The 23,617-nt window shown below is 74.7% G+C and carries 16 protein-coding genes and 1 pseudogene; 4 read left to right on the top strand and 13 right to left on the bottom strand.

Going from position 1 to position 23,617, the window contains the following annotated elements; translation table 11 throughout:
- Position 1 precedes the first annotated feature (1 nt).
- The 6 genes from SM793_RS14835 to SM793_RS14860 are packed head-to-tail and all read right to left on the bottom strand — an operon-like array spanning position 2 to position 11,472.
- Positions 2-3,571, bottom strand: coding sequence for an amino acid adenylation domain-containing protein (locus tag SM793_RS14835; protein WP_320438640.1), 3,570 nt, complete (start codon positions 3,569-3,571; stop codon positions 2-4).
- Positions 3,568-3,840, bottom strand: coding sequence for an acyl carrier protein (locus SM793_RS14840; RefSeq protein WP_320438641.1), 273 nt, complete (start codon positions 3,838-3,840; stop codon positions 3,568-3,570). Before SM793_RS14840 ends, SM793_RS14835 begins: the two co-directional genes overlap by 4 nt.
- Positions 3,840-6,140 carry a beta-ketoacyl synthase N-terminal-like domain-containing protein gene (locus SM793_RS14845; RefSeq protein ID WP_320438642.1) on the bottom strand — a complete coding sequence of 767 codons (2,301 nt, stop codon included), beginning with the start codon at positions 6,138-6,140 and terminating at the stop codon, positions 3,840-3,842. The genes SM793_RS14840 and SM793_RS14845 overlap by 1 nt, the downstream gene beginning before the upstream one ends.
- Complete coding sequence (locus SM793_RS14850; protein ID WP_320438643.1) at positions 6,133-9,420, bottom strand: amino acid adenylation domain-containing protein; 3,288 nt, start codon at positions 9,418-9,420, stop codon at positions 6,133-6,135. Before SM793_RS14850 ends, SM793_RS14845 begins: the two co-directional genes overlap by 8 nt.
- On the bottom strand, positions 9,417-10,676 hold the full coding sequence (locus tag SM793_RS14855; RefSeq protein WP_320438644.1) for an MFS transporter: 1,260 nt from the start codon (positions 10,674-10,676) through the stop codon (positions 9,417-9,419). The genes SM793_RS14850 and SM793_RS14855 overlap by 4 nt, the downstream gene beginning before the upstream one ends.
- A gap of 13 nt (positions 10,677-10,689) precedes the next feature.
- Complete coding sequence (locus SM793_RS14860; RefSeq protein ID WP_320438645.1) at positions 10,690-11,472, bottom strand: aminoglycoside phosphotransferase family protein; 783 nt, start codon at positions 11,470-11,472, stop codon at positions 10,690-10,692.
- Positions 11,473-11,799: 327 nt separating this feature from the next.
- Here SM793_RS14860 and SM793_RS14865 point away from each other — a divergent pair, with 327 nt between their 5' ends.
- Positions 11,800-14,868 (top strand): AfsR/SARP family transcriptional regulator, encoded by a 3,069-nt coding sequence (locus SM793_RS14865; protein WP_320438646.1) that lies wholly within the window; start codon positions 11,800-11,802, stop codon positions 14,866-14,868.
- Positions 14,869-15,075: 207 nt separating this feature from the next.
- Here the strand turns inward: SM793_RS14865 and SM793_RS14870 are convergent, their stop codons facing one another.
- The 4 genes from SM793_RS14870 to SM793_RS14885 form a co-directional block, all read right to left on the bottom strand.
- Complete coding sequence (locus tag SM793_RS14870) at positions 15,076-17,778, bottom strand: amino acid adenylation domain-containing protein (RefSeq protein ID WP_320438647.1); 2,703 nt, start codon at positions 17,776-17,778, stop codon at positions 15,076-15,078.
- Positions 17,741-18,730 (bottom strand): CehA/McbA family metallohydrolase, encoded by a 990-nt coding sequence (locus tag SM793_RS14875; RefSeq protein ID WP_320438648.1) that lies wholly within the window; start codon positions 18,728-18,730, stop codon positions 17,741-17,743. Before SM793_RS14875 ends, SM793_RS14870 begins: the two co-directional genes overlap by 38 nt.
- Positions 18,731-19,152: 422 nt before the next feature.
- Positions 19,153-19,398 (bottom strand): hypothetical protein, encoded by a 246-nt coding sequence (locus SM793_RS14880; RefSeq protein ID WP_320438649.1) that lies wholly within the window; start codon positions 19,396-19,398, stop codon positions 19,153-19,155.
- Between the two features lie 108 nt (positions 19,399-19,506).
- On the bottom strand, positions 19,507-19,935 hold the full coding sequence (locus SM793_RS14885; protein WP_320438650.1) for a hypothetical protein: 429 nt from the start codon (positions 19,933-19,935) through the stop codon (positions 19,507-19,509).
- A 353-nt stretch (positions 19,936-20,288) separates the two neighbouring features.
- On the opposite strand from SM793_RS14885, the gene SM793_RS36415 reads away from it, so the two are divergent.
- Positions 20,289-20,492 (top strand): hypothetical protein, encoded by a 204-nt coding sequence (locus tag SM793_RS36415; RefSeq protein ID WP_413815962.1) that lies wholly within the window; start codon positions 20,289-20,291, stop codon positions 20,490-20,492.
- A complete protein-coding gene (locus SM793_RS14895; protein WP_320438651.1) occupies positions 20,479-20,841 on the top strand; it encodes a hypothetical protein in 363 nt (120 codons plus the stop codon). The genes SM793_RS36415 and SM793_RS14895 overlap by 14 nt, the downstream gene beginning before the upstream one ends.
- Positions 20,842-20,988: 147 nt before the next feature.
- Here SM793_RS14895 and ligD read toward each other — a convergent pair whose 3' ends face one another.
- From ligD to SM793_RS14910, 3 genes and pseudogenes are all read right to left on the bottom strand, one after another.
- Positions 20,989-21,891 (bottom strand): non-homologous end-joining DNA ligase, encoded by a 903-nt coding sequence (gene ligD / locus SM793_RS14900; RefSeq protein WP_320438652.1) that lies wholly within the window; start codon positions 21,889-21,891, stop codon positions 20,989-20,991.
- Positions 21,888-22,031 (bottom strand): annotated as a pseudogene (locus tag SM793_RS14905) (ATP-dependent DNA ligase); the annotation flags it as partial. The gene ligD and the pseudogene SM793_RS14905, both read right to left, overlap by 4 nt.
- Positions 22,032-22,213: 182 nt before the next feature.
- Positions 22,214-22,822 carry a DNA polymerase ligase N-terminal domain-containing protein gene (locus tag SM793_RS14910; RefSeq protein WP_320438653.1) on the bottom strand — a complete coding sequence of 203 codons (609 nt, stop codon included), beginning with the start codon at positions 22,820-22,822 and terminating at the stop codon, positions 22,214-22,216.
- 142 nt (positions 22,823-22,964) lie between these two features.
- On the opposite strand from SM793_RS14910, the gene SM793_RS14915 reads away from it, so the two are divergent.
- Positions 22,965-23,603 (top strand): endonuclease, encoded by a 639-nt coding sequence (locus tag SM793_RS14915; RefSeq protein WP_320438654.1) that lies wholly within the window; start codon positions 22,965-22,967, stop codon positions 23,601-23,603.
- The last annotated feature ends 14 nt before the right edge of the window (positions 23,604-23,617 follow it).

Raw genomic sequence — 23,617 nt, forward strand, 5'->3', positions numbered from 1 at the left:
GTCATGTCGTTCGCAGGTGTTGGGCAAGGGCCTGGACGGTGGGGTACCGGTACAGCTCGGCCAGGCCGACCGGGCGGCCGCCCAGCCGCCGCTCCAGCCGGGTCCGGACCATGGCGAGGGTGAGCGAGTCGCCGCCGACGTCGAAGAAGCCCTCGTCGAAGTCGAAGTCGTCGGTCCCGAGCACCTCGGTCCACACGTCGCGGATCAGCTCCTCGGCGTCGTCGGCGGCCCGGCCCACCGGGTCGGCCCCGGCGGCGGCGGCCGGGTCACCGATGGCCACGGGCTGCGCGGCGGCGACGAGCTGCGCGGCGACGACCGGCTCCGCAGCGGCAACGGGCCGCGTGGCGGCGACGGGCCCCGAAGCGGCCAGGTCCGGCCCCGGTGCCGGGGCGAACAGGGCGCCGAGCGCCCGCAGGTCGACCTTGCCGTTGCGGTCCAGCGGGAACCGCGCCACCGCCCGCCAGCGCTGCGGACGCTCGTAGGGGGCCAGGACCGGCTCGACGGCCGCCCGCACCCGGTCCACTATGTCGCCCTCGGCCTTGACCGCCGCGCAGAGCCGCTCACCGGCCAGCAGCACGACGGCGTCCAGCACCCCCTCCTGCTCCTTGATCCGCCGCTCGACGGCGGCCGGTTCGATCCGGTACCCGGCGACCTTCAGCTGCCGGTCGACGCGGCCCAAAAAGAGCAGCCGCCCGTCCGCGCCCCAGCGGGCCAGGTCGCCGGTGCGGTACTCGCGCTCGCCGGCCCGCTCACCGAACGACTGCGCCGTGCGCTCCGGGTCGCCCAGGTAGCCGTCGGCGAGGCCCGCGCCGGTGGCCCGCAGTTCACCCACCGCCCCGGGCGGCACCAACCGCCCGTCCGGGCCGGTGAGCCGCACGCCGGTGCCGTGCACCGGGCGGCCGATCGGGAACGGGTCGGACACCTCGGCCACGCCCTCGACGTGGCACACCGTGGTGAACGTGGTGTTCTCGGTCGGCCCGTAGCCGTTGGTGACCCGCAGTCCGGGCGACTGTTCGAGGACCCGCCGGACGTGCGCCGGGGAGACCACCCCGCCGCCGGTGAACACCTGGCGCAGCCCGCGCAGCGCCTCCGGCCGGTGGTCGGCCACCAGGTGGAACAGGCCCGCCGTCAGCCAGGCGTGGGTCACGCCCGCGGCGGGAAGGAACCGGGCCAGGCTGTCGGGCGTCGGCTCCGCGGGCGGGTGGACCACCACGGTCGTCCCGCTCGCCAGCGGCACCAGCAGCTCCAGGGTGGAGGCGTCGAAGGCCAGCGGGGACAGCCGCAGCATCGACGCCCCCGGCCCGTCGGCGGACAGGTCCGTGTCGGCGAACAGGTCCGCGTCGTCCACCAGGCGCAGCACCGCGCGGTGCGGGACCACCACGCCCTTGGGGACACCGGTGGTTCCCGAGGTGAAGGAGACGTAGGCCGCCCGTGCGGGCTCCGGCCGGTGCGGGGCGAGGCCGGGCCCCGCACCGGCGGGCCGCCCCGCCGGGAGCGCCCGGCCGGGACCGGCCTGCGGGCACCGGGGGACGCCGGCGAAGACCGGATCGTCCGCCGCCCCGCCGATCCGGGCGGTGGCCGCGACCGCGGCCGCGATCTGGGCGCGCCTGGCCGCCGGGGCGGCCGAGTCGACCGCCACCCAGGCGGCGCCCAGGCGCAGCGTGGCGAGGACGGCCACGGCCTCCGCCGCCGACCTCGGCAGCTCCAGTACCACCCGGTCACCGGCGCGGACCCCGCAGCCGTGCAGCAGCTCGGCCTGGTCGAGGGCGCGCGCGTGCAGCTGCCGGTAGGTCAGCGTGTGGCCCGCGTCGGGATCGAGCAGCGCGGTCGCGTCGGGACGCTCCCGTACCTGCCGCTCGAACCGGCTCCACAGGTCGTCGCCGGTCGCGGGGTCCACGCCCAGGCCGAGTTCCCGCAGCCGCGCGAGCTGGCCGGTGGAGAGCCCGGCGATCCGCTCCACGGCGGCCTGCGGCTCCGCCGCGAGCTCGGCCAGTACGGCGTGCAGCGACTCGGCCAGCTCGCCGACGTCCGCGGCGCTCTGCGCCGAGGTCGCGTACTCGATGGCGAGCCTGGGCCGCGGCGACCAGGACTGCACGTACAGCAGGGCGTCGAAGGCCGAACCCGCGCAGTGGCCCTCGTACACCCGCCAGCTGCCGCCCGCGGCCTCGAAGGAGTCGGGGACCAGCTCGTGGTGGGCGGCGAAGCCGAGCTGCGCCACCGGGTTGCGGGTCCCGTCCACCGTGCCGTCCAGAGCGGTCACCACGCGGTCGAACGGCAGGTCGGCGTCGGCGAGGGCGGCGGCGAGCGCACCCGCGGTGGCCCGCACGTGCTCGGTGACCGGCCGGGCGCCGTCGATCCGGCAGCGCACCGGGACGATCCGGGTGCAGAGCCCGACGACGTCCTCCATTCCGGCCTCGAAGCGGCCCGCGGCCGCCACGCCGAGGACCAGGTCGGCGGTGCCGGTCCGGCGGGCCGCGGCGAGCGACCACGCCGCGAGCAGCACCGAGGTGACCGTGGTCCGGCAGTGCCGCGCCAGCCGGTCCACGCCCTCGGCCACCCGCTGGGGCAGCTCGAACACCAGCCGGGCGCCGTTGCCGTCGGCACCGGGCTGACCGGCCCCACCGGCCACACCGGCCGACCCGGCCGGGTCGGGTCCGCCGGGCAGGGTCGCCACCAGCGGCGCGCCGTCCAGTCGACGCCTCACCCCGGCCGTGGCCGCCGCGAGGTCACCGGAGGCTTCCCGGGCGGCCAGCCGGGTGCCGATCCAGTCCGGTGACGGTCCGGTCGCGGGCAGCGCGCCCGGACCGCCCTCGTACAGCCGGGCGAACTCGCGCCAGAGCACACCGATGCTCCAGCCGTCGGCCAGCGCGTGGTGCACCAGCACCGAGAGCAGGGTCCCGGCGCCGGCGCGGGTGCGGACGAACACCACGGGCGGCCGGTCGAAGGGGCGCAGCAGCTCCCCGGCGCGCGCGGCGTACAGCTCGTGCACGGCGCGCACCGCGTCGGTCCCGGCGGGCAGGGTCTGGTGCAGCAGCCTCGGCTCGTGGGTGGCGGGCAGCACGAGCCGTCGCACGGTCCGCTGCTCGCCGGGGAGCGGCTGCTCGGCGGTGAACATCGTGCGCAGCGATTCGTGGCGGGCGGTGAGGGCGCGCAGCGCGGCCCGGGTGCGCCCGGGGTCGAGGGGCTCCGGCGGGCGCAGGGTGAAGAGCAGCCGGTAGGGCTGGTCCTGGCCGGCCAGGTGGGCGGCGAGCATGGCCCGCTGCCCGGGCAGGAGCGGGCGCGGCCGCGGGGCGGCGGCCGGGTCGACGGGCGGCGGGACGCTCGGCGCGAAGGCCCGCGCGCCGGCCAGGACGGCGGCCAGCGGGTCCGGGCCGAGCAGTCCCGCGACCTCGACGTCGCGGGACAGCCGGCGCTGGCCGTGGGCGCCGAGTGCGATCGCCTGGAGCGAGGATCCGCCCAGGGCCGTGAACGACTCGGCCCGGTACCGGGCGGCGGCCTCGTCGGCCGGCAGCCCGAGCACCTCGGCGACCAGTGGCAGCCAGTCGGCGGCGCGCCCGGGGGCGACGGTCATGCCGGACCGTCCTCGGCCCCCGCCGGCTCCGGCTCGTCCCGGCCGGCCACGGCCAGCAGGTCGCCGTAGCGGGGGTTGTGCAGCACGTCGGCGAGGTCGACGGGACGGTTGAGCTCCTGGCGGATCAGGGTGCTGAGCCGCAGCGCGCTGAGCGAGTGGCCGCCGAGGTCGAAGAAGTCGTCGTGGTCGTGGACCTCGTCGACGCCGAGGACCTCCATCCAGAGCTGCTCGAACTCGGCGACCCAGTCCTGCTCGGTCCGAGGGTTCATCACAGGTGCCTCTCCTTCGCGGTGGCGGGGATCTCCAGGTAGTGCCGGGTGGGGGCGAACGGGTAGCCGGGGGCGGGGACCCGGCTGCGGCCGAGGTCGCCCTCCGGGTTCCAGGGGCCGCCGATCCCCAGTTGCCAGAGCAGGCCGACCGCGGCCAGCATCCGGTCGTAGGCGCTGCTCATCTCGGGCAGTTCGACCCCGAGGTGGGGGAAGACCTGGGTGCCGACCTCCAGCCAGGCGGCCGGCTCGGGGTCGACGGCGGGCGGCGCGAACGCGCCGTCCCCGGGCTCGTCGAACCGGCTCGCCCAGTAGTCGGGGTCGGCGGCCTGCTCGGCGGTGACCGGCGCGCCGTCGGCCGGGGAGTACAGCCGGGCGGTGGGTGCGGCCGGCCGCCAGTCGGACGGCCGGCGGCCGAGGGCCAGCTCGATGCCGGCCTCGAAGTCGAGCACGCCGGCCGTGCAGGCCGCGGCGACCGCGCCGGGGCCGTTGCCGGTCAGGGCGACCGGGCGGATGCCGCGGCGGGCCAGCGCGTCGGTCCAGGCCATCGCGACGGCGAACCGGCCCACCCGCTCCTTGGTCGCCGGGTCGGCGTCCTCGCCCAGCGGGCGCAGCGCGGCGTAGCCGAGGTCGATGATCCGGCGGAAGTCGGGGTCGATGTGGTAGCAGTGGCCGCAGCCGGGCAGCCGGCCGCCGCCGGTGAGGTGGTAGGCGACCCCGCGTTCGGCGGCCTGCGGGTCGGTGCGGCGCACCGGCAGCAGCGGCTTGAGGTCCTCCTCCGGCATCCGGACGGTGAAGCCGCGCCAGGGGAGTTCGGTCCGCCCGGTGCGCAGTGTGTAGGCGACGTCGCCGAGTTCGGCCGGCGGCAGGTCGGCGAGGAAGGCGTCCACCCGGGCCAGGCTCTCGGTGGCGGCCTGCTCCGTCCTGGCCGAGACCAGCAGCAGTTCGCTCGCCGGGCGGCGGGGCCGCCGGCGGGTGGCCGGCGGGGCCTCCTCGAGGACGATGTGGGTGTTGGTGCCGCCGATGCCGAAGGAGCTGACGCCGGCCCGGCGCACGCCGTCGACGGCCGGCCACTCGGTGGCGGTGGCGGGCACGTAGAAGACCGACTTCTCCAGTTCGAGGGCCGGGTTCGGCGCGGTGAACAGGCCCACCGGCGGGATGGTGCGGTGTTTCAGGGCGAGCACGGTCTTGATCACGGCGGCGACCCCGGCGGCGGTGTCCAGGTGGCCCATGATGGACTTGAGGGCGCCCAGGGCGGCCTTCGGGCGGTCGCCCCGGTCGGTGCCGAACACCGAGCGCAGCGCGGCGAGTTCGATCGGGTCGCCGAGCGGGGTCGCGGTGCCGTGGGTCTCGATCAGCCCGATGGTGTCGGGGTCGATGCCACCGGCCGCGAGTGCGGTGCGGATGGTGGTGGCCTGGCCCTCGACGCCGGGCGCGGTGAAGCCGGCCTTGCGGGCGCCGTCGTTGACGGCGGCGGTGCCGGCGATCACCGCGTGGACGGTGTCGTTGTCCCGGATCGCGTCCTCCAGGCGCTTGAGCACCAGCACGCCGCCGCCGTCGGCGTCCGCGGTGCCGTCGGCGGCGACGTCGAAGGTGCGGCAGTGGCCGTCGCGGGAGAAGGTGCCGCCGGGGGCGTAGAAGTGGCCGCGCCGGGTGGGCGGGCCGGAGGAGGCGGCGCCGGCGAGCACCATGTCGGCCTCGTAGGTGAGCAGGCTCTGCACCGCCAGGTGGATGGCGACCAGCGAGGTGGAGCAGGCGGTCTGCACGGAGAAGGCCGCGCCCTGGAGGTTGAGCTTGTAGGCGATCCTGGTGGCGGCGTAGTCCTTGTCGCTGGAGGTGAGCACGCCCAGTCCGCCGGCCGACTTCACCGCGCGGGCGTTGGGCCACAGGATGTCGAGCAGGTAGACGTTCATCCCGGTGCCGACGTACACCGCGGTGCGGTTGCCGTCCGCGCCGATCGGCGGGTAGCCCGCGTGCTCCAGCGCGCCCCAGGCGCATTCGAGCAGGATCCGCTGCTGCGGGTCCATCAGGACGGCGTCCTGCGGGGAGTAGCCGAACAGCCGGTGGTCGAAGTGGTCGTAGTCGTCCAGGACGGCGCGGGCCGGGATGAAGTTCGGGTTGTCGGCGACCTCCTCCGGGACGCCCCAGCCGAGGAGTTGCTCGCGCGAGAAGAAGGAGATCGACTCGACGCCGTTCTCGATGTCGTGCCAGTAGCGGTCGAGGTCGCGCCCGGCGCCGGGGAGCCTGATCCCCATGCCGATGATCGCGATCCGGTCCTGTCCCTGTACCTGTTCGTCAGACATGCTCGTGCCCCCTGTTGAGTCGGCGCTGTCGGGCGAGTTCGTCACGGCCGCGCTTGCGCAGCGCGGTCCGGTCGTCGGCGGGCGCGGCGGTGCGTGCCTGCCGGAAGTGCGCGGCGCAGGCGGCGACCGTGCCGTGCCGGAACAGGTCGGTGACCGAGAGTTCCAGCCCGGTCTCCGCCATCCGCTCCCGTACGGTGAGCAGCGCGAAGCTGCTGCCGCCCACGTCGAAGAAGTTGTCGGTCGGTTCGAGGTCGGGCCGGCGCAGCACGTCGGCCCAGATCGCGCGGATCCGCGAGGTGAGGGAGTCGCCGTTCGCCGGTCCCCCGCCGGCGGTCGACGGGTCGGTGCGCGGGGCCGGGGCGGCGGACCCGGCGGTGGCGTGCCCGGCGGTGGCGTGCCCGGCCGTGGCCTGCTCTGCCGTGGCGTGCTCGGCGAGCAGCCGCCGCCGGTCGACCTTCCCGTTGGCGTTCAGCGGGATGCGCTCCACCGGCATGATCCGGGACGGCACCATGTAGCCGGGCAGCTCGTCGCGGACCAGGGCGCGCAGTTCGCGCTCGTCGCCCGTCCCGGGGTCGGCGCAGACGAACGCGATCAGCTCCTCCGCCTCCACCACGGCCACGCACTGGCGCACCCCCGGGCGGCGCAGGAACGCCGCCTCGACGTCCGCGAGTTCGACCCGGTGGCCGCGCACCTTCACCTGGGTGTCCTCGCGGCCGATGTACACCAGTCGGCCGTCGGGCGCCCAGCGGACGATGTCCCCGGTCCGGTAGAGCTCGCCGGGGACGTACGGGTCCTCGCCGAACCGGGCGGCGGTGAGCTCCGGTTCGCCGATGTAGCCGGCGGCGACCAGCTCGCCGGCCAGGTACAGCTCGCCGGGCACGTTGACGCCGGTGGGCCGTCGGTCCTCGTCCAGCACGTAGCAGCGGTTCGCCGGCAGCGGCACCCCGATGCTGCCCTCCCGCACCCGGCCGAGTTCCGCGGCTGGCACCTCGATCACGGTGTTCACGATGGTGGCCTCGGTGACCCCGTACATGTTGACGAAGACCGCGGGCAGCCGCCGCGGGTCGACCAGCGCGGCCAGCCGGGACCAGCTCAGCGCCTCGCCCACCAGGACCACGTACCGCACCGGGGAGCGGTCGCCGGGCAGCGAGTCGAAGAACGGCGGCAGCACCCGGTACAGCAGGCTCGGCGTGAGGTTGACCACCGTCACCCGTTCCGTGTGGATCAGCCGGGCGAGGCGCTCGGGGTCGAGCACGTCCTCCTGGTCGGCGATGACCAGCCGGCCGCCGGTGGTCAGGGCGCCCAGGACCTCCAGGACCGACACGTCGAAGGAGAAGTTGTGCGCGGCCAGCCAGGTGTCGCCGCCGTCGGTGGCCAGGCCGCACGGGCGCGGGCCGAACAGGGCGTTCAGGCCGCGGTGGCGGACCATCACACCCTTGGGCACCCCCGTGGAACCGGAGGTGTACATCACGTAGGCGACGTCCGACGGTTCGGGCCGGCGGACCGGGTGCTCCAGCGCGCCCTCGACGCGGTGGGCGTCCAACCGGACCGTGCCGCGGCCCTCGGTGAGCTGCCGCGCGAGGCCGGCGGTCTCCTCCTCGACCAGGACGACGGCCGGTTCGGAGCTGTCCAGGATGTGTTCCAGGCGCCGACGCGGGTGGGCGGGGTCGAGCGGCACGTAGGCGCCGCCGGCCTTCCACGTCCCGAGGATCGCCGCGAGCATCGCCGGGGAGCGGCCGAGCAGCAGCCCGACCCGGGTACCGGTGCGCACACCGGCCCGGCGCAGACCGGCGGCGATCCGGCCGGACCACTCGTCGAGTTCCCGGTAGGTGGTCGTCCGCCCGCGGTGCACCAGCGCCACGTCCTGCGGCGCCGTGGCGGCGTGCTCGCAGAACAGCCGGAGCACGGACGGGCGGTCCCCCAGCGACGGTTCGCCCGGCGGCGGCCCGACCGGCGGGTTCCAGCCCTCGACGAGCAGCCGGTGCTCCCGCACGTCCACCATGGCGGGCTCGGCGCCCGGGTCGTCGACCAGGGATTCCAGCAGGGCGTGGAAGTGCGCCGTCAACCCGTCGACGGTCGCCGCGTCGAACAGCTCGGTACTGAAGTCGGCGCGCAGGAACGGCGACCGGGTGGAGACGTCCAGGGTCAGTCCGAGGTCGAAGCGGGCCGCCTCGATCTCCACGTCGACCTCGGACACCGTCAGCCCGGTGAAGTCCGGCACGGTGAACGTGAAGTTCTGCACCGTCAGCATGGTCTGGAAGACCGGGGCGTGGCTGAGCTGGCGCTCCTCGCCGACGGCCTGGACGATCCGCTCGAACGGCACGTCCTGGTCGCCGAGCGCGGTCAGCGCCGTCCGCCACGTCCTGGTCACCAGGTCGGCGAAGTCGGGTTCGCCGGTCAGGTCGACCCGGACCGGCAGCGTGTTGACCAGGCAGCCGACGAGCTGCTCCTCCGCCTCGTCCAGCCGGTTGGCGACCGGGACACCGATCACCACCTCCGGCTGGCGGGCGTGCCGGGACAGCACCCTGGCGTAGGCGGCGAGCGCCACCGCGAACAGGGTGACCCCGTGTTCCTTGGCCCAGTCGGTGAGCCGTTGGACCAGCTCCGGATCGACCGGCCGGCGCAGCACCGCACCTCGGTGGGTGAGTACGCCGGGCCTGGGCCGGTCGCTGTGCAGGGCGAGCTTCGGGGCGCCGGCCAGCAGTTCGCGCCAGTGCTCCAGACGCCGGGTGTGCTTCTCCCACAGGGTGCGCTGGGCCTCGGCGTACTCCAGGTAGGAGGCGCTCGGCGCGGCCGTGCCCCGGCCGTTGTACTGCGCCGCGATGTCGTCCAGCAGCAGCCCGACCGCCCATCCGTCGCAGGCGATGTGGTGCACCAGCACCACCAGCGCGTGCTGGTCGGCGCCCCAGGACAGGATCCGGGCCCGCAGCACCCGGCCGTCGGCCAGCGCGAACGGCACGGCGGCCTCGGCGGCCACCAGCTCGCGGAGGTGGCGGTCCTGGGCCGGCCGGCCGGCCGGCGGGTGCGTGACGGCGGTGACGTCGGGCTCGGCCGTGTCGTGCACCAGCTGCGTCAACTCGCCGTCCCGCACGGCGAACCCGGTGCGCAGCACCGCGTGCCGGGCGGTGACGGCGCGGACCGCCGCGGCCAGCCGGTCGCGGTCCAGCGCGCCGGTCATGCGCAGCGCGAAGGCCACCACGTAGGCGGGGTTGCCCGGTTGCAGCTCGTTGAGGAAGTAGAAGCGCTCCTGGGTGAACGAAGCCCTGCCGCTGTCGGTCATGCCGCCCCTCCGGTGTCCATGGCGGCCTCCGGGCGGGCGGTGCCCGCCATCGCGTCGGCGCTGCGCCGCGCGGCGGGCCCGATCAGCACGGCCGCGGCGAGCATCAGCCCGGCGATCGCGATCCAGCCCCAGAAGCCTGCCGAGATGACCAGGCCGGAGAAGAGCGCCGGCCCGGCGATGTTCTGGGTCGCCACGTGCAGGTCGAACGCGCCGAGGTACTCGCCCTCGGCGTGCTTGGGAGCCAGCCCGAAGGCGAGGCCCCAGGCCGAGGCGGACTGCATGACCTCGGCCACGGACAGCATCAGGGCGGTGACGACGATGGCCGCGGTGGCCGGCGCCGTCCCGTGCCACAGGGCGGTGACCGAGGCCGCCGCGCAGCCCGCGGCGATCCACAGCCCGGCCCGGCGGGCCGTCGCCGCGGCGCCCGCGACCGTCTCGGCGCCCTTGCTCGCCCGTACCTGGAAGAGGATGACGAAGACGGTGTTGACCACCAGGAGCAGGGGCACCAGGAAGGGCCGGACGGCGGCGCGCTCCAGGGCCCACAGCGGCAGCACCACCATGAGCAGGCTGATGTGCGAGGCGAGCACGGTCGACAGGCCGACCACGCCGAGGAAGCGCAGGTCGCGCACCGCGCCGAAGAGCCGCGGCCGGTGTTCCGGGTCGCCCGGCGGCCCCTCCGGCAGGCGGGTCACCAGCAGGGCCGCGAGACCGAGCAGGACCGCCGCCACCGCGGGGATCAGCACCAGCAGCCGGGTGCTCAGCGCGGCGGCGGCGGCGATGCCGATGCCCGCGCTGAAGCCGACGTTGAAGACCGTGCGCATGGTCGCGTTGAGCCGGACCCGCTCGCCCTCCGGGATCACGGTGGCCAGCAGCGCGTTCTCGGTCGGTCCGATCCCGTAGTCCAGGAAGCCGACCAGGGTCACCAGGACGTAGAACTGGATCGCGTCGTCCACGGCGGCGTACAGCCCGAAGCCGACGGCGACCGCCGCGAACAGCAGGAACAGCAGGGTGCGCTTGCGCACCCGGTCGGCGATCATGCCGAAGAGCACCGAGGAGAGCAGGCCGGCGAAGCCCGCCAGCGACAGGCCGATGCCCACCTCGGCGGCGGTCAGCCCGACGTGCAGGGTGAAGTAGACGATGCTGCCGGAGAGGAAGACGCCCTTGCCGGCCGCCTCGGCGAACCGGATCGCCAGGAGTCGCCGGCGCAGCGCGTCGGCGGGGATCAGCCGGCCGAGCAGGCCGGTGGTGCTGCCCACGGGTCCGGCCACCTCAGTACTCACCCCGTCCGTACGCGAGGAGCGTGGCGACCCGCTCCGGCTGGGGTGCGCGTGCGGCCCCGAGCGGGGCCAGCACCCGGGCCCAGCCGTCCAGCCGCTCGGCGTCGAGTCCGGCGGCGGCCGCCAGGCCGTCCCGGCGGCCCACCATGTCCGCGAGGTCCGTGCCCTCCAGCACGTAGTCGGCCGCGTCGAAGCAGCGTTCGCCGATGCAGGCGATCGGGCTCCGGGCGACCAGGCCCCCGCGGTCCGAGGTGAGCACGTTGCCCAGGTGCAGGTCGCCGTGGAGCAGCACCCGCTCGGGTTCGGTGGCCAGCAGCCGGTCGGCGGTCCGCCTCGCCTGCGCCAGCTCGGCACCGCCCTGTTCGGCCCAGCCGAGCATCATGCCGAGCCAGTCGGCGGCCTGCCGGGGCGCGCTCGCCGGGTCGCCGACCCTGTGCAGGTCGTCCAGGAACCGCGCGTAGTCGACCGGGGACGGCGCCTGCGGCAGGTCCTCCACCGGTGTGCCGGGCCGGACCGCCTCCAGCAGCGCCGCGCCGCGGCTGCTCCCGTACACCTGGGGCACCCGGCCGCCGGGCGCGAACTGCCGCAGCATCGCCACTTCCTCGGCGAGGGCGTAGGCGTCCGGTGCGAGCTTCAGCTCGGCCTCGCCCATCGGCCCCGTGCAGGAGACCAGCACGGAGGTCACGGCCGACGAGAAGTCGACGCCGACCACCTCCCCGATGTCGAGTTCCCACTCCCTGGCCAGGGACGCCACCTGTTCCGGCAGCGATCCCACCCAGCGATGGTTCACCTTTCCCCGGCGCATGAAGTCGGCGATCGCCTGCAATCGCCCGGTTATCAACTCCAAATCCAGCAAAGGGGACACCCCTTCCATGAGTCGCTTCGTGGTTGGTCGGACGGGTGGGGACGGCCGAGCGGTCCCGCCCCGCTGGCCATCGCCACGGCAAGAGCGTCCGGCAGGGCCGTGCAAGGCCGATGGAATGCCTGTGCAAATCCTGTTGAATACGCGTGGCCGGGGTTTGGACGCGGATCAACAACCCTTGACGCTGACCGTTCACATAGGTTCAATTTCCCAGCGGCCACCGGCCTTTCGGGGGAAGAAATGACAGAAACCAGCGTCTTTTTCGGGGTACTGGGCCCCGTCGAAGTCCGTGTCGACAGCGCAACCGTCGCGCTGCCGTCGCGGGTCAGAGTCCTGCTCGCGGCGCTGCTGTGCCGTCCCAACCGGACGGTCAGCGTCGACGAGCTCACCGACATCGTGTGGAGCAACGAACCGCCCGCCGCGCCGGCCACCCTGCGCAGCCATGTGCTGCGCCTGCGGCGCCTGTTGGGCGAGGGATCGGACCGGGTGGTGACCACCGGTCCCGGGTACCGGATCGAGGTCGGGCCGCGGACCGAACTCGACAGCCTGGTCTTCGGCGAGCACTGCGAATCGGCCCGCGACGCCGCGCGGTCGAGCGACTGGCCCGCCGTCTGGACGGCGGCCTCCGCGGCCCTGGGCCTGTGGCGCGGCGCGCCCCTGGCCGACGTGAACTGCGACCGGCTGCACCGGGACGAGACACCGGGCTGGGCCCAATCCCGGGTGGAGGTCACCGAGTTGGCTGCCCGGGCCGGACTGGAACTGGGACGCGCGGCCGAATCCGTGCTGCTGCTCACCCGCCTCGCCGCGGAGGAGCCGCACCAGGAAGGCGTGCACGCCCTGCTGATCGAGGCCCTCGCGATCGCGGGACGGCGGGCCGAGGCGCTGGCCGTCTACCGGCGGCTGCGCACCGCGCTCGCCCGCGACCTGGGCATCGAACCGGGTGCGCGGATCGCGGCCGCCCACCAACGGGTGCTGCGTTCCGGTGGCAACTCCGTTGCCGGGCATGGTGGTTCGGAGCCGGCGGCGGTAGCGTCCCGGGAACGGCCGGTCGCGCCCGGCACCGGAAGCGGCACCGGCCCCGCCGCTGTCGCTGTCGCCATCGCCGGCGCCGGCGCCCTGCCGGGCGGCCCCGGCACGACGGCGTGCGAGAGCGGCGCGGCGGTGTGCGAGAGCGGCGTGGCGGTGTGCGAGAGCAGCCCGGCGCTCCCGGGAGCGCGTCGCGCACCGGCCGAGCCGGTCACCGTGCTGCGCCAGCTCCCGGCCGACCTGCCCTTCTTCAACGGCCGCACGGAGGAGCTGCGGACCCTGCTCGCGGCCCCGGCCCCGGCCGCAGGACCGGCGGCCGGACCGGCCGGGGTCTCGGCCACCGTGCTGGTCACCGCGATCGAGGGCATGGCCGGGGTGGGCAAGACCCGGCTGGCCGTGCACGCGGCGCACGAGCTGGTCCGCGCCGGCCGGTTCAGCACCCTGCAGCTGTACGTGAACCTGCGCGGCTTCGATCCGGACCGGCCCCCGGCCGACCCCTCCGACGTCCTGGCGGGCCTGCTGCACGCACTCGGCGTGGACCGCTCGCTGATGCCCGAGGGCCTGGACGCACGCGCCGCCCTGTTCCGCGACCGCCTGCACGGCCGTGAGGCCCTGCTGCTGCTCGACGACGCGGCCGACGCGCACCAGGTCCGCCCGCTGATCCCGGCCGACCCCGGCTGCCTGGTCCTGGTCACCAGCCGGCGCAGCCTGGCCGGGCTGGACGGTGCCCGCTCCCTGCCGCTCGCCACCCTGGCCCCGGCGGAGGCGCTGCAGCTCCTCGCCGCGGTCGCCGGCGCCGAGCGGGTCGCCGACTCCCCCGCCGCCGCGGCCCAGGTCATCCACGCCTGCGGGAACCTGCCACTGGCCCTGGTACTCGCCGCGGCGCGCCTGCGGGCCCGCCCGGCCTGGCGGCTCGCCGACCTCGTCGAGTACCTGAGACCCGGCGGGATCAGTGCCCTCACCACCGGCGGCCGCTCGCTGCGCGCCAGCTTCGACCTCTCCTACCGGGGCCTGCCCGAGGAGGCCCGACGGGTCTTCCGGTTACTGGCCGTCCACCCGGGACGCGAGTACACCGCCCCCGCGATCGCCACCCTGGCCGGTGTCGACCCGGCGACCGCGCGCGAGACGCTGGAACTCCTGGTGGACGAGCACCTGCTGATCCAGGACACCCCGGCCCGGTACCGCCTGCACGACCTGCTGCACGCCTTCGCCGCCGAACTCACCGAGGGCGGGGCCGCCGACCGGCTGGCCCTCTACCGGCTGACGGTGTGGTACTGCCACACCGCCCGGGCGGCGGACGAACTGCTGCGCACCCGCTCGTCGGTGGTCCGCCCGCGCTACGCCCCGCCGCTGCCCCCGCCGGTGCTGCCGGCCCTGCGCTTCCCGGACCACGACCGGACGCTGGCCTGGCTGGACGTGGAGCGCGCCAACCTCACCGCGGTGCTCTCCCGAGCCGCCGAACACGGCCTGGGCCCGCTGGTCGCCGCGCTGGCGCTCTCGCTCAGCTGGTACCTGCACACCCGAGGTCCCGCGTCGAGCCTGCTGTCGGTGCTGCGCACCACCCAGGCCACCGTCAACCCGGAGGCCGACCCGGAGCTGGCCGCCCGGGTGCTCACGGAGCTCGGCGACTACCACGCGCTCACCCGTCGCTACCAGGACGCCGTCCGGCACCACGAGCGGGCCCTGGAACTGCACCGGGCCAACCGCGACCGGGAGGGCGAGGCCGCCACGCTGCTCAGCCTGGGCAGCGCGCACGACCGGCTGAACCGGCCGCAGGAGGCGGTCCGGTGCTGGCGGCAGGCCCGGGTGATCTTCGCGGAGCTGGGCAACCGGCTCGGCGCGGCCACCTGCCTGGTGAACCTGGCCCGGTCGTACCGGGCGCTGGAGCGGTTCGACGAGGCCGTCTCGCACGACCGCGACGCGCTGGCGGCCTTCCGCGGCCTCGACGACGAGCACGGGCAGGCGCAGGCACTGGCCGGGCTGGGCGAACTGCACCAGCTGCTGGACCGCGACACCGAGGCCGTCGACTACCGGCGCCAGGCCCTGCTGCTGTACCGGCGGTCCGGCGACCGCTACGCCGAGGCGGAGGTGCTGAACGGGCTGGGGACGTCGTACTCCCGGCTCGGCCGGCCCGAGCAGGCGGTGCGGGCCTGGCGCGGTGCCCACTCGATCCTGACGGACATCGCGCACCCTCGGGCCGCGGAGATCGAGCGGCACCTGGCCGGGGCGGCCGGGCCCGCCGAGAACCGTCCGGAGCGCCGGTCGTACGCGCGGTCGCGGTAGCGGTAGCGGCGGCGGTCGCGGTCGCGGCAGCGGTCGCGGCAGCTCGGACCGCTGTGATGGCAGGAACAGCAATCGGGCGGGTCGTTCCGGGAACGTGGTGTTCCCGGAACGACCCGCCCGACCTCGTTCACGCCCCGCAGCGCCCCACCCGGGCCCGACGGGCTCAGCCTCGGCTCACCGCGACCTCACCCCGTGCTCACCGCGTGCTCACCGCCGACGCCGGGCCGGCGGCTTCGGCAGCGCCGCCCGGTCCAGCTTGCCGTTCCGCGTCAGCGGCATGGCCGCCAGCACCACCGTGCGCGCCGGCAGCATGTAGCGGGGCAGCACCTCGGCCAGGTGCGACGCCAGGTCGGCCGGCTCCTGCCGGTCCGCGGTCACCAGGTAGGCCACCAGGGCCGGGACCGCCCCCAGGTCCTCGCGCAGCAGCACCACCGCCTCCGACACCGCCGGATGGCCGCACAGCACCGCCTCGATCTCGCCCAGTTCGATCCGTAGGCCGCGCAGCTTGACCTGGTGGTCGAGCCTGCCGAGGAACTCCAGCCGCCCGCCCGCCGTCCACCGCACCAGGTCGCCCGTACGGTACAGCCGCGCGTCCGGCCCGGTGCCGAAGGGATCCGGCACGAACCGCTCGGCGGTGAGGTCCGGCCGGCCGACGTAGCCCCGGGCCAGCCCCACGCCGCCCAGGTACAGCTCGCCCGGCGTGCCGATCGGCACCGGCTCGCGCGCGTCGTCCAGGACATGGGCCGTGGTGTTGGCGATCGGCACGCCGATCGGGACCCCGCCCTCGGGGTCGTCGTCCCGGCAGGTCCAGTGCGTGACGTCGACGGACACCTCGGTCGGGCCGTACAGGTTGTGCACCTCGGCCCGGCTGCGCTCCCGGAACCGCCGTACGACGGCCGAGGTCAACGCCTCACCGCTGCACACCACCCGGCGCAGCGCCGTGCACTCCGAGAGTCCCGGTTCCTCCGCGAAGACCGCCAGCATCGACGGCACGAAGTGGGCGGTGGTGACGCCCTGTTCCGCCATCAATCCGGCCAGGTAGGCCGGGTCCCGGTGCCCGTCGGGCCGCGCCATGACCAGTCGGGCGCCGGCCAGCAGCGGCCAGAAGAACTCCCAGACCGACACGTCGAAGGTGTAGGGCGTCTTCTGCAGCACCACGTCGTCCGGGGTCAGCCGGTAGTGGCGCTGCATCCACAGCAGCCGGTTGACGATGCCGCGGTGCGGGATCGCCACGCCCTTGGGGCGCCCGGTCGAACCGGAGGTGTAGATGACGTACGCCAGGTCGGCGTCCGACGGTTCGCGGGCGGGCGGCGGGGCCTGGACCGGCGCCTGGACCGGCGCCTGGGCCGTGGGCGGGTCCGTGAGCCGGGTGCCCCCGTCGAGCGGCAGCAGCACGGAGCCGGTACTGGCGAACAGCGGGGCGAACGACGCGTCCGCGAGCACCACCGCCGGACGGGCCTCGTCCAGGATGGTCCGGATCCGCGCCGCCGGGTGCTCGCAGTCCAGCGGAAGGTAGGCGCCGTCCGCGAGCAGCACGCCCAGCAGGGCCACCACCAGGGCGACCGACCGCTGGGCGCAGACGGCCACCGGCTCGTCCGGTCCGACCCCGTGCGCCCGCAGGCGCTCCGCCAGGGCCCTTGCCCTGGCGAGGAGTTCGGCGTAGTCGATCTCCTCGGCCCCGTCGCTGACCGCGACCGCCGCCGGGGTGCGCCGGGCCTGGTCGAGGATGTACTCGTGCAGCCGGCGCGGCTCGCCGTGGTCGACGGCCGTGTCGTTGAAGCCGCGCAACCGCGCGCGCTCGGCCTCGGGCAGCAGCTCCAGGCGGCCGACCGGGCGGCCGGGGTCGGCGAGGGCGGCCTCGGCGAGCCGGACCAGCCGCAGTCCGGCCGCGACGACGGTCTCCCGGTCGTGGCGGTCGGCCCGGTAGACCAGCGCCCCGGCCGGGGCCGGCGCGAGGTGCAGCTCGAGGTCGTACCGGACGTCGTAGCGGACGTCGACGGACTGCGGCTCGCCGGGACGGCTCACCAACACCTGGCACGGCGTCAGCGGTCCGGCTCCGCCGGAGAACCCGGCCGACGCGAGAATCCGGTCCGGCGGCACGTCCTGGTGCCGCTCCGCCTGCCGCAGGGCCTCGGCGGTGGACCGCAGTTGGTCGAGGAAGGTGGTGCCCGAGGTGAGGACGGCACGCAGCGGGACGGCCCCGACGCCGCCACCGGTGCGCGGCACGGCGATCACCACGTCGTCCTGTGCGCAGCAGCGGTGCAACAGGACCTGCACCAGGGTGACCAGGACGTCGAACGGACGGCACCCCTCGGCGGCGGCCAGCTTGTCGATGCCGTCCAGCAGCGGCGCGGACAGGGCGCACGGCACCGTTCCGGTGTCACCCGGTCCGCTTGCTCCACCCGCTCCACCCGGCCCACCCGCGGCCCCGAAGAGGCCCGGCAGGCTCGACCGGGCGGGCGCACCCGCGAGGTGTTCCGCCCAGAAGCGCTCTCCCACGCCGTTCGGGTCGTTGGGATCAGTCGAACGAATCTGATCGTTCGGGAACTCGCTTGCATTCTCCAGGCTCATGAGGCCCCCATGTCGGATGAACACGACTGTGCAGACAGGGAATTCACAAGGCGGGAAGACGGGAATCGGGCTCCGGGGCGGACCGGACGACAGAACCGACGAAGGTCGGCTGCCGATTCCCCCATGCGCTTTCACCCTAGCGCCGGGCCGAGCCCGTGCGAACAGGAAGACCTCGACTGTGACCTGCGTCACGGGATGGCCGTGCGACTTCCGGCCGCGCGCCGCAGCACGAGGCGGCCGACCCGTACTTCTCGTGCCGACTTCGGCGAACGGACGGTCGCCGAGGACATGAAGCGAGCCGTCAGTTGAGGATGATCGGATTGGTGAGTGCGGCGGCATGCCCGTTGGGATGGCGGACCTCGATGCGAACGAACGCCGAGTGCTCCGCCGTCGTGTCCCACTGCACCACGCCCGCCCCGTCAGCGGGGAGCGACGCCCGGTGGACCTTCCCTCGATCCGTGTGGAAGGTGACGGTCGCCGCCGGCACACCTCGTACTGCTGCCCGCACTTCCACCTGCCCACCATGAGTCCTGAGCCGTTCTCCCACCCCGGCAACGCGACCACCGGCATCGGCGGTGAACGACACGTTCACGTCCGCCGATTCGGCGATCCAGCTGCGGCCGGCACGGATCCCGGCCAGGACCGCCTCGGTGCTCAGCTCCTCGGCGAAGACCACGGTGTGAGGGATGCCGATCTGCCCTTCCAAGTGGGTGTCGCTGTTGCCCATCGCCGGCCGCCACGAGCCCGAGTGGACGTCCGCCGCGAGCGTCCTCCCCCACTCCGCCAGGGCCGCCTCGTTGTCAGCGTTCCAAGGGAGGTCCGACGTCCACAGTCCGTTCCACACCTCCACCACGTCGAAGCCCCGAAACTGAAACATGAAGTCGCCGGACGGATAGGGTGCGTGCGGATGCGCGGCCACGCACAGGCCCCCCACTCGATGGACCTGGTCCAGGCAATTGCCGACCAGTCCGTCCCTCGCCTGGTGGTTCCAGTCGACGACCTCGCCGGGACCGATGCCGAGCGCGAGCCAGTGCCCGGTCTTCGTGGTCACTTCCTCACCGAGGACGATCAAGAAGTCATCGGCGGCGAGCCGCCCCCACACACCGGGGGCCGCAGCCGAGTTGTGCTCCGTCGTCGCGATGAAGTCGAGCCCGGCGGCACGCGCCCGAACGGCCAACTCTTCGGGGGTGAGTACCCCGTCGGAGTGGACGGAGTGGACATGGCAGTCCCCGCGGTACCAGGCGGCCCCGCGTCCGACCGCTCGCGCCGACGGGAAGCCCCAGCTCGACATATCTCTCCCCCAAAGCCCTGTCGAGCCAACGCGCAGGCAGGGCAGGCGATTCCGTCGTACCGCCGACCACCAACCCGGCCGAAGGTCAGACCACGATCTCATTCCGAAACGATCAGTAAGGCGACGATCACCGGAGGCGAACAAGGCCCCGGCAGCACCGAACCCCCCGGTCAATCCTGCCACCTGATCTTGATCGCTGAGGAGGACCGCGGCTGCTTGCCGCGCCGGATGCGCGCGATGCCGGTCGGCTGTCAGCAGGGGACAGCGACCTGTGGGTGGGGTGCGGGTGGCCCCCGGGACCGTGTCTGTATACGAAGTCAGCCCCCGTCGAAGTTCACGCGATCCGGTGATCACCCGTCCCTCCGGCGCGCCCGGGGCCGGGCGGGCCGGGCTCTGCCGGCCCGCCCTTGCCCCGAGGGTGTTCAGGCGGGCAGGCCGGGGAGCGGGGGTGTGGCCGGGGGCAGCGGGGCGGCTCCGGCGGCGGGTTCCTGGAGCGGGTGCGGGGCCGTCCGCGGTTCGGCCGGGCGGGCGGAGGCGCCCTGGCCGGACGGGGCGGACCTGGTGGGCAAGGTGGACGGGGCGGACGGGCGGGACGGAGCGGGGTCGGTGGTCCGGGTGGCTTCGGCGCGCACCATGGCGCCGATGGCGGACAAGACGTCGAAAGGCATGATGGATCTCCTGCGGTACGGCGTGGGAAGGGGTCGCAGGAAGCCGGGCCGGGCCTTGCACGGCCGCGGTGGGTGGTGCGTGGGCCCGAACTTGCCCGGCGGGGCCCCTCAGCAGCGCAGGACGACACCTCGAACGCCGGCCGCCCCGGACGCGCTCCGTCCGGGGTACGGGGGCCAGGGCGGGGCGGGCCGGGCGGGGTCGTGCACGGCGTACGCCTCGGGGTGAGGCAGCGGCGGCCGACCGCAGCCCGTCATGCGGGCCGGGCCCGCGCGGTGGGCGCAGGCATGGAGCGGGACGGTTCCCTGGCTGCGGCGGCGCTCGGCGGGTTCGGAGCACTCGCCGGTGCCCGGGGCGACCAGCGGCAGCGGTTCCCCTCCCCCCGCGGGGGCCTCCTGAGCGGTGACGCAGTGCACGCCGGCGACCCACGGCCGGGCCTCGGCTGCGGCGGCGCCGCCCAGCAGGACCAGGGCTGCGCCCAGCAGCGCCGTCACGGCAGACCGGGCCACGGAGTGCCAGTGCCGGGGCGCACGCCGCATGCCCAACCTTCCCGAGGAGTGAGCACCAGTCAACCGCTCCGGCCGGTGACGGGGCAGGTCCGGCTCACTCCGCCGTGACGGGATTTCACCCGCCCGGACGCACCGGCGGCATATGCACGAGTCGGCGCGACACCCGGGTGACCGGCACCGCCGCCCTGGAGCCCGTCGTGGTCGGCTCCGGCATCCGCCCCACCCGGCTCACGACGGACGTAGGGATGCAGGCGCCGGCCGACTCGCCGACTCGCCAGCCACCGTCCTCGGCCTCGGTGTGCCGGCCCTGCTGCCGGGCCCCGTCGCCGGCACGCACTCCACCCCCGCCGTCACCGTCGCCGAGTAGGGAGGTCGCCGCGTACGTGGCCGCGCAGACCGAGAGCGCGATCGGTGGGGCGGTGCTCGCTGACGCCATGTTCGGCGACGCCCTCGGCGAGCAGGCCCGCCAGGGCAGCCGGGTCACCGGCGTCGTCCGCGCCGGACGCGGCCGGGGGTCCTCGACTCCGGCCGGGCCCGTGGGCGCCGCGCAGGCCATGTCCTATTCTGGGGATCATGTCGAACACTGACAGGCTGCTCGTCGACATCGCCACGATGGTCGAGTCCGAGCACAGCAACCAGATGTCCCTGACCGTGGTGGTCCCCGGAGCGGTGATCACCGGCAGGCTCGCGCCGGTGGCCCTGTGGCTGGAGCGGGTGGCCGAGGTCCTCCACGCCTCGGAACACCTGAAGCCGTTCGCCGTCCTCTTCGCTCCTCCCACCGACGCCCCGCCCCCACGGCCCACCCACCTCCACCTCCACCGGGCGAAGATCCTCCAGGGCGACTTCGGACTCCCTCACACCGGAGGCATGTACCGCATCGCCATCGAAGACATCAGCAGCTGGACCATCGGCGACCTCAGCTACTCCGACAGCTGACCGGTGATCGCGGCTCCGGCCCCGTCCTTCGGGCGGGGCCGGAGCGTTCGGTTCACCGCGCGGAGCCTCAGGGACCGAGGAGGGCGCTGTCGGAGGCGGCAGCGCCCTTCCTCCCGGCAGCGCCCTCCTTCTCCCTCCGAGCCCGGTTCAGAGTTTCTCCAGCCTCCGGCGGGCCGCCGTCAGGGAGCGGCCGCGTCGCAGCTCCTCGCCCCAGGGGTCGTCGCTCTCCAGACGATCGCCGATGGTGGCGACCGTCCAGCGCTGCGGGGCGAGGTCGGGGTCGTCCAGCTCGCTCCAGCTGAGCGGGGCGGCGATCGGGGCGCCGGGGAGGGCGCGGACGGCGTAGGGGGCGACGGCGGTCTGGGCGTAGGCGTTGCGCTGCACGTCGAGGTAGAGGCGTCCCTGGCGGGCCTGTTTGCGCGCGGCGGTGGTCAGCTCCTCCGGGTGCCGGCCGGCGAGCCGGTCGGCCACGTCGCGGGCGAAGGCGCGGACGTCGTCGAAGGGGGCACGGCGGTCCAGCGGGACCAGCACGTGCAGGCCGCGGGAGCCGGTGGTCATCAGGGCAGCGGGCAGATCCAGCTCGTCGAGCAGCTCGTGCAGTCGGGCGGCGGCCCGCCGGACCGCTTCGAAGTCCTCCCCGGGCGGGTCGAGGTCGAAGACCAGCCGGTCGGGGTGGTCGGGCCGGTCGGCCTTGGACAGCCAGCGGTGCGGGGTGATGCACGCCTGGTCGACCAGGTAGAGCAGGGTGGCCAGGTCGTCGCAGACCGGGTAGGTGACCGTACCGCCCTCCTTGGGCAGTTCGGCGCGGTGGATCCACTCCGGGAAGTAGTCGGGGGTGTCCTTCTGCATGAAGCGCCCCTCGCCGATGCCGTCCGGGTGGCGCTCCAGCATCAGCGGGCGGCCGCGCAGGTGCGGCAGCATGCCGCGGCCGGCCCGGCGGTAGTAGTCGGCGAGGTCGGCCTTGGTGATGCCGTCGTCGGGGAACAGTTCCTTGTCGGCCCGTTTGATCTCGACGGTCCGGCCGCTCACGTGGATGTCGGTGGTCGTCATGGCGTGCCTCGCTCGCGGATGACGTCGGTGGGCCGTTGGTCGTCGCGCAGGCCCAGGAACCGGGGGTGGCGCAGCCGTCCGGCCGTGGTCCACTCGGTGGAGCCGATCTGGGCGACGAGTTCGGGGCGGACCCAGTGCGCGGCGCCGCACCCGCTGCCCCCGCGGACGGCGACGGCGCGCACCCCGTCCGGTTCCCGTTCGAACAGCATGCCCTCGTCGAAGGTGCGGCGGTCGCTGAGCACGGCGGGCATCGGCTGTTCGCTAGCGTCCTGCGCCGGGCACAGCCGGTCGTGCTGGGCTTCGGGGAGCCGGTCCAGCGGGATCATCCGCCGGCCTCCTCGGCGGCGACCTGCTTGAGCGTCCGCCCGCTGAGCGCCGAGCGGGCCCGGCGCGGGTCGCGGGGCCCGGAGGCCCGGGCGGCGGGCGCGTGCCTGACCAGCAGCCACGACTCCCGTTCCCCGTCGCCCTGCCGGAACCGGGTGAGCGCCCAGTCGCCGCGCAGTTTGTGGCCGTTCAGCCGGAACGAGGCGTGGCCGTCGGCGAGCGCCTCGGCGAACGGAATCCCGTGCCCGCGCTTGTCGGTGCTGCGGTTCTCGTAGCCGCCCTCGTCCCAGACGATCACCGTGCCGGCGCCGTACTCGCCCTCGGCGATGGTCCCCTCGAAGTCGCGGTACTCCAGCGGGTGGTCCTCGGTGGGTACGGCCAGGCGCTTGTCGTGCGGGTCGCCGGACGGCCCCTTGGGGACCGACCAGGACTTGAGCACGCCGTCGACCTCCAGGCGGAAGTCGAAGTGCATGGTGCCGGCGTCGTGGATCTGCACCACGAACCCGGGCTCCCGGCCGGCCCCGGCGCCGCCCTGTCCGCTGGGCTCCCGGGTCTTTCCGAAGTCCCTCTTCCGGCGGTACTCCGCCAAGGTGTCCGTTCCGGGCATCGCCGTACCTCCTCCCAGGCAGGCTTCCGTCTACCCCGCCGGGATCCTTCGACACGTGCGGCGTGACGTCGCACGTGTCGAATGATCCCGGCGGGGCAGCCGAAACACTGCGGGGCGTTGCGGAAGGCGAGGTGCCGGAGCGATGACAGTCGACACGATCATCGGCAGGCTGCTGTCCGAACACGGCCGCACGTACGCCGAGGAGGCCGGCATCACCCTGCGCGACAAGCCCTCCCCGCTCTACCAGCTGCTGGCACTCACCGTGCTCTACTCGGTCCGCATCAAGGCCGACACGGCGACCGCCGCCGCCCGGGAGCTGTTCCGGGCCGGGTGGCGGACACCGCGGGCGATGGCCCGCTCCGGCTGGCAGGACCGGGTGGACGCGCTGGGCCGCGCCCACTACGTCCGGTACGACGAGAGCACCGCCACCGCCCTCGGTGAGGGGGCGCAGCTGGTGCTCGACCGCTGGCACGGCGACCTGCGCCGCATGCGGGAGGAGGCCGACGGCGAGCCGGACGCGCTGCGCGGGCTGCTGCGGGACGTCCCGCGGATCGGACCGGTCGGCGCGGACATCTTCTGCCGCGAGGTGCAGGCGGTCTGGCCGGAACTGCGTCCGTACTTCGGCGACCGCGCGTGCGCGACGGCGAAGGACCTCGGCCTGCCGCACACGCCCCGCGGCCTCGGCGAGCTGGTGCCGCCGGAGGACCACGCGAGACTGGCCGCCGCACTGGTCCGGGTCGGCCTCTCGAAGGACGCGGCGGAGCAGCTCCGGCACGGGTGACGTGCCGGGTGGGC

It is taken from the genome of Kitasatospora purpeofusca (genome assembly GCF_034043715.1).
GTDB classification, from domain to species: Bacteria; Actinomycetota; Actinomycetes; order Streptomycetales; family Streptomycetaceae; genus Kitasatospora; species Kitasatospora purpeofusca_A.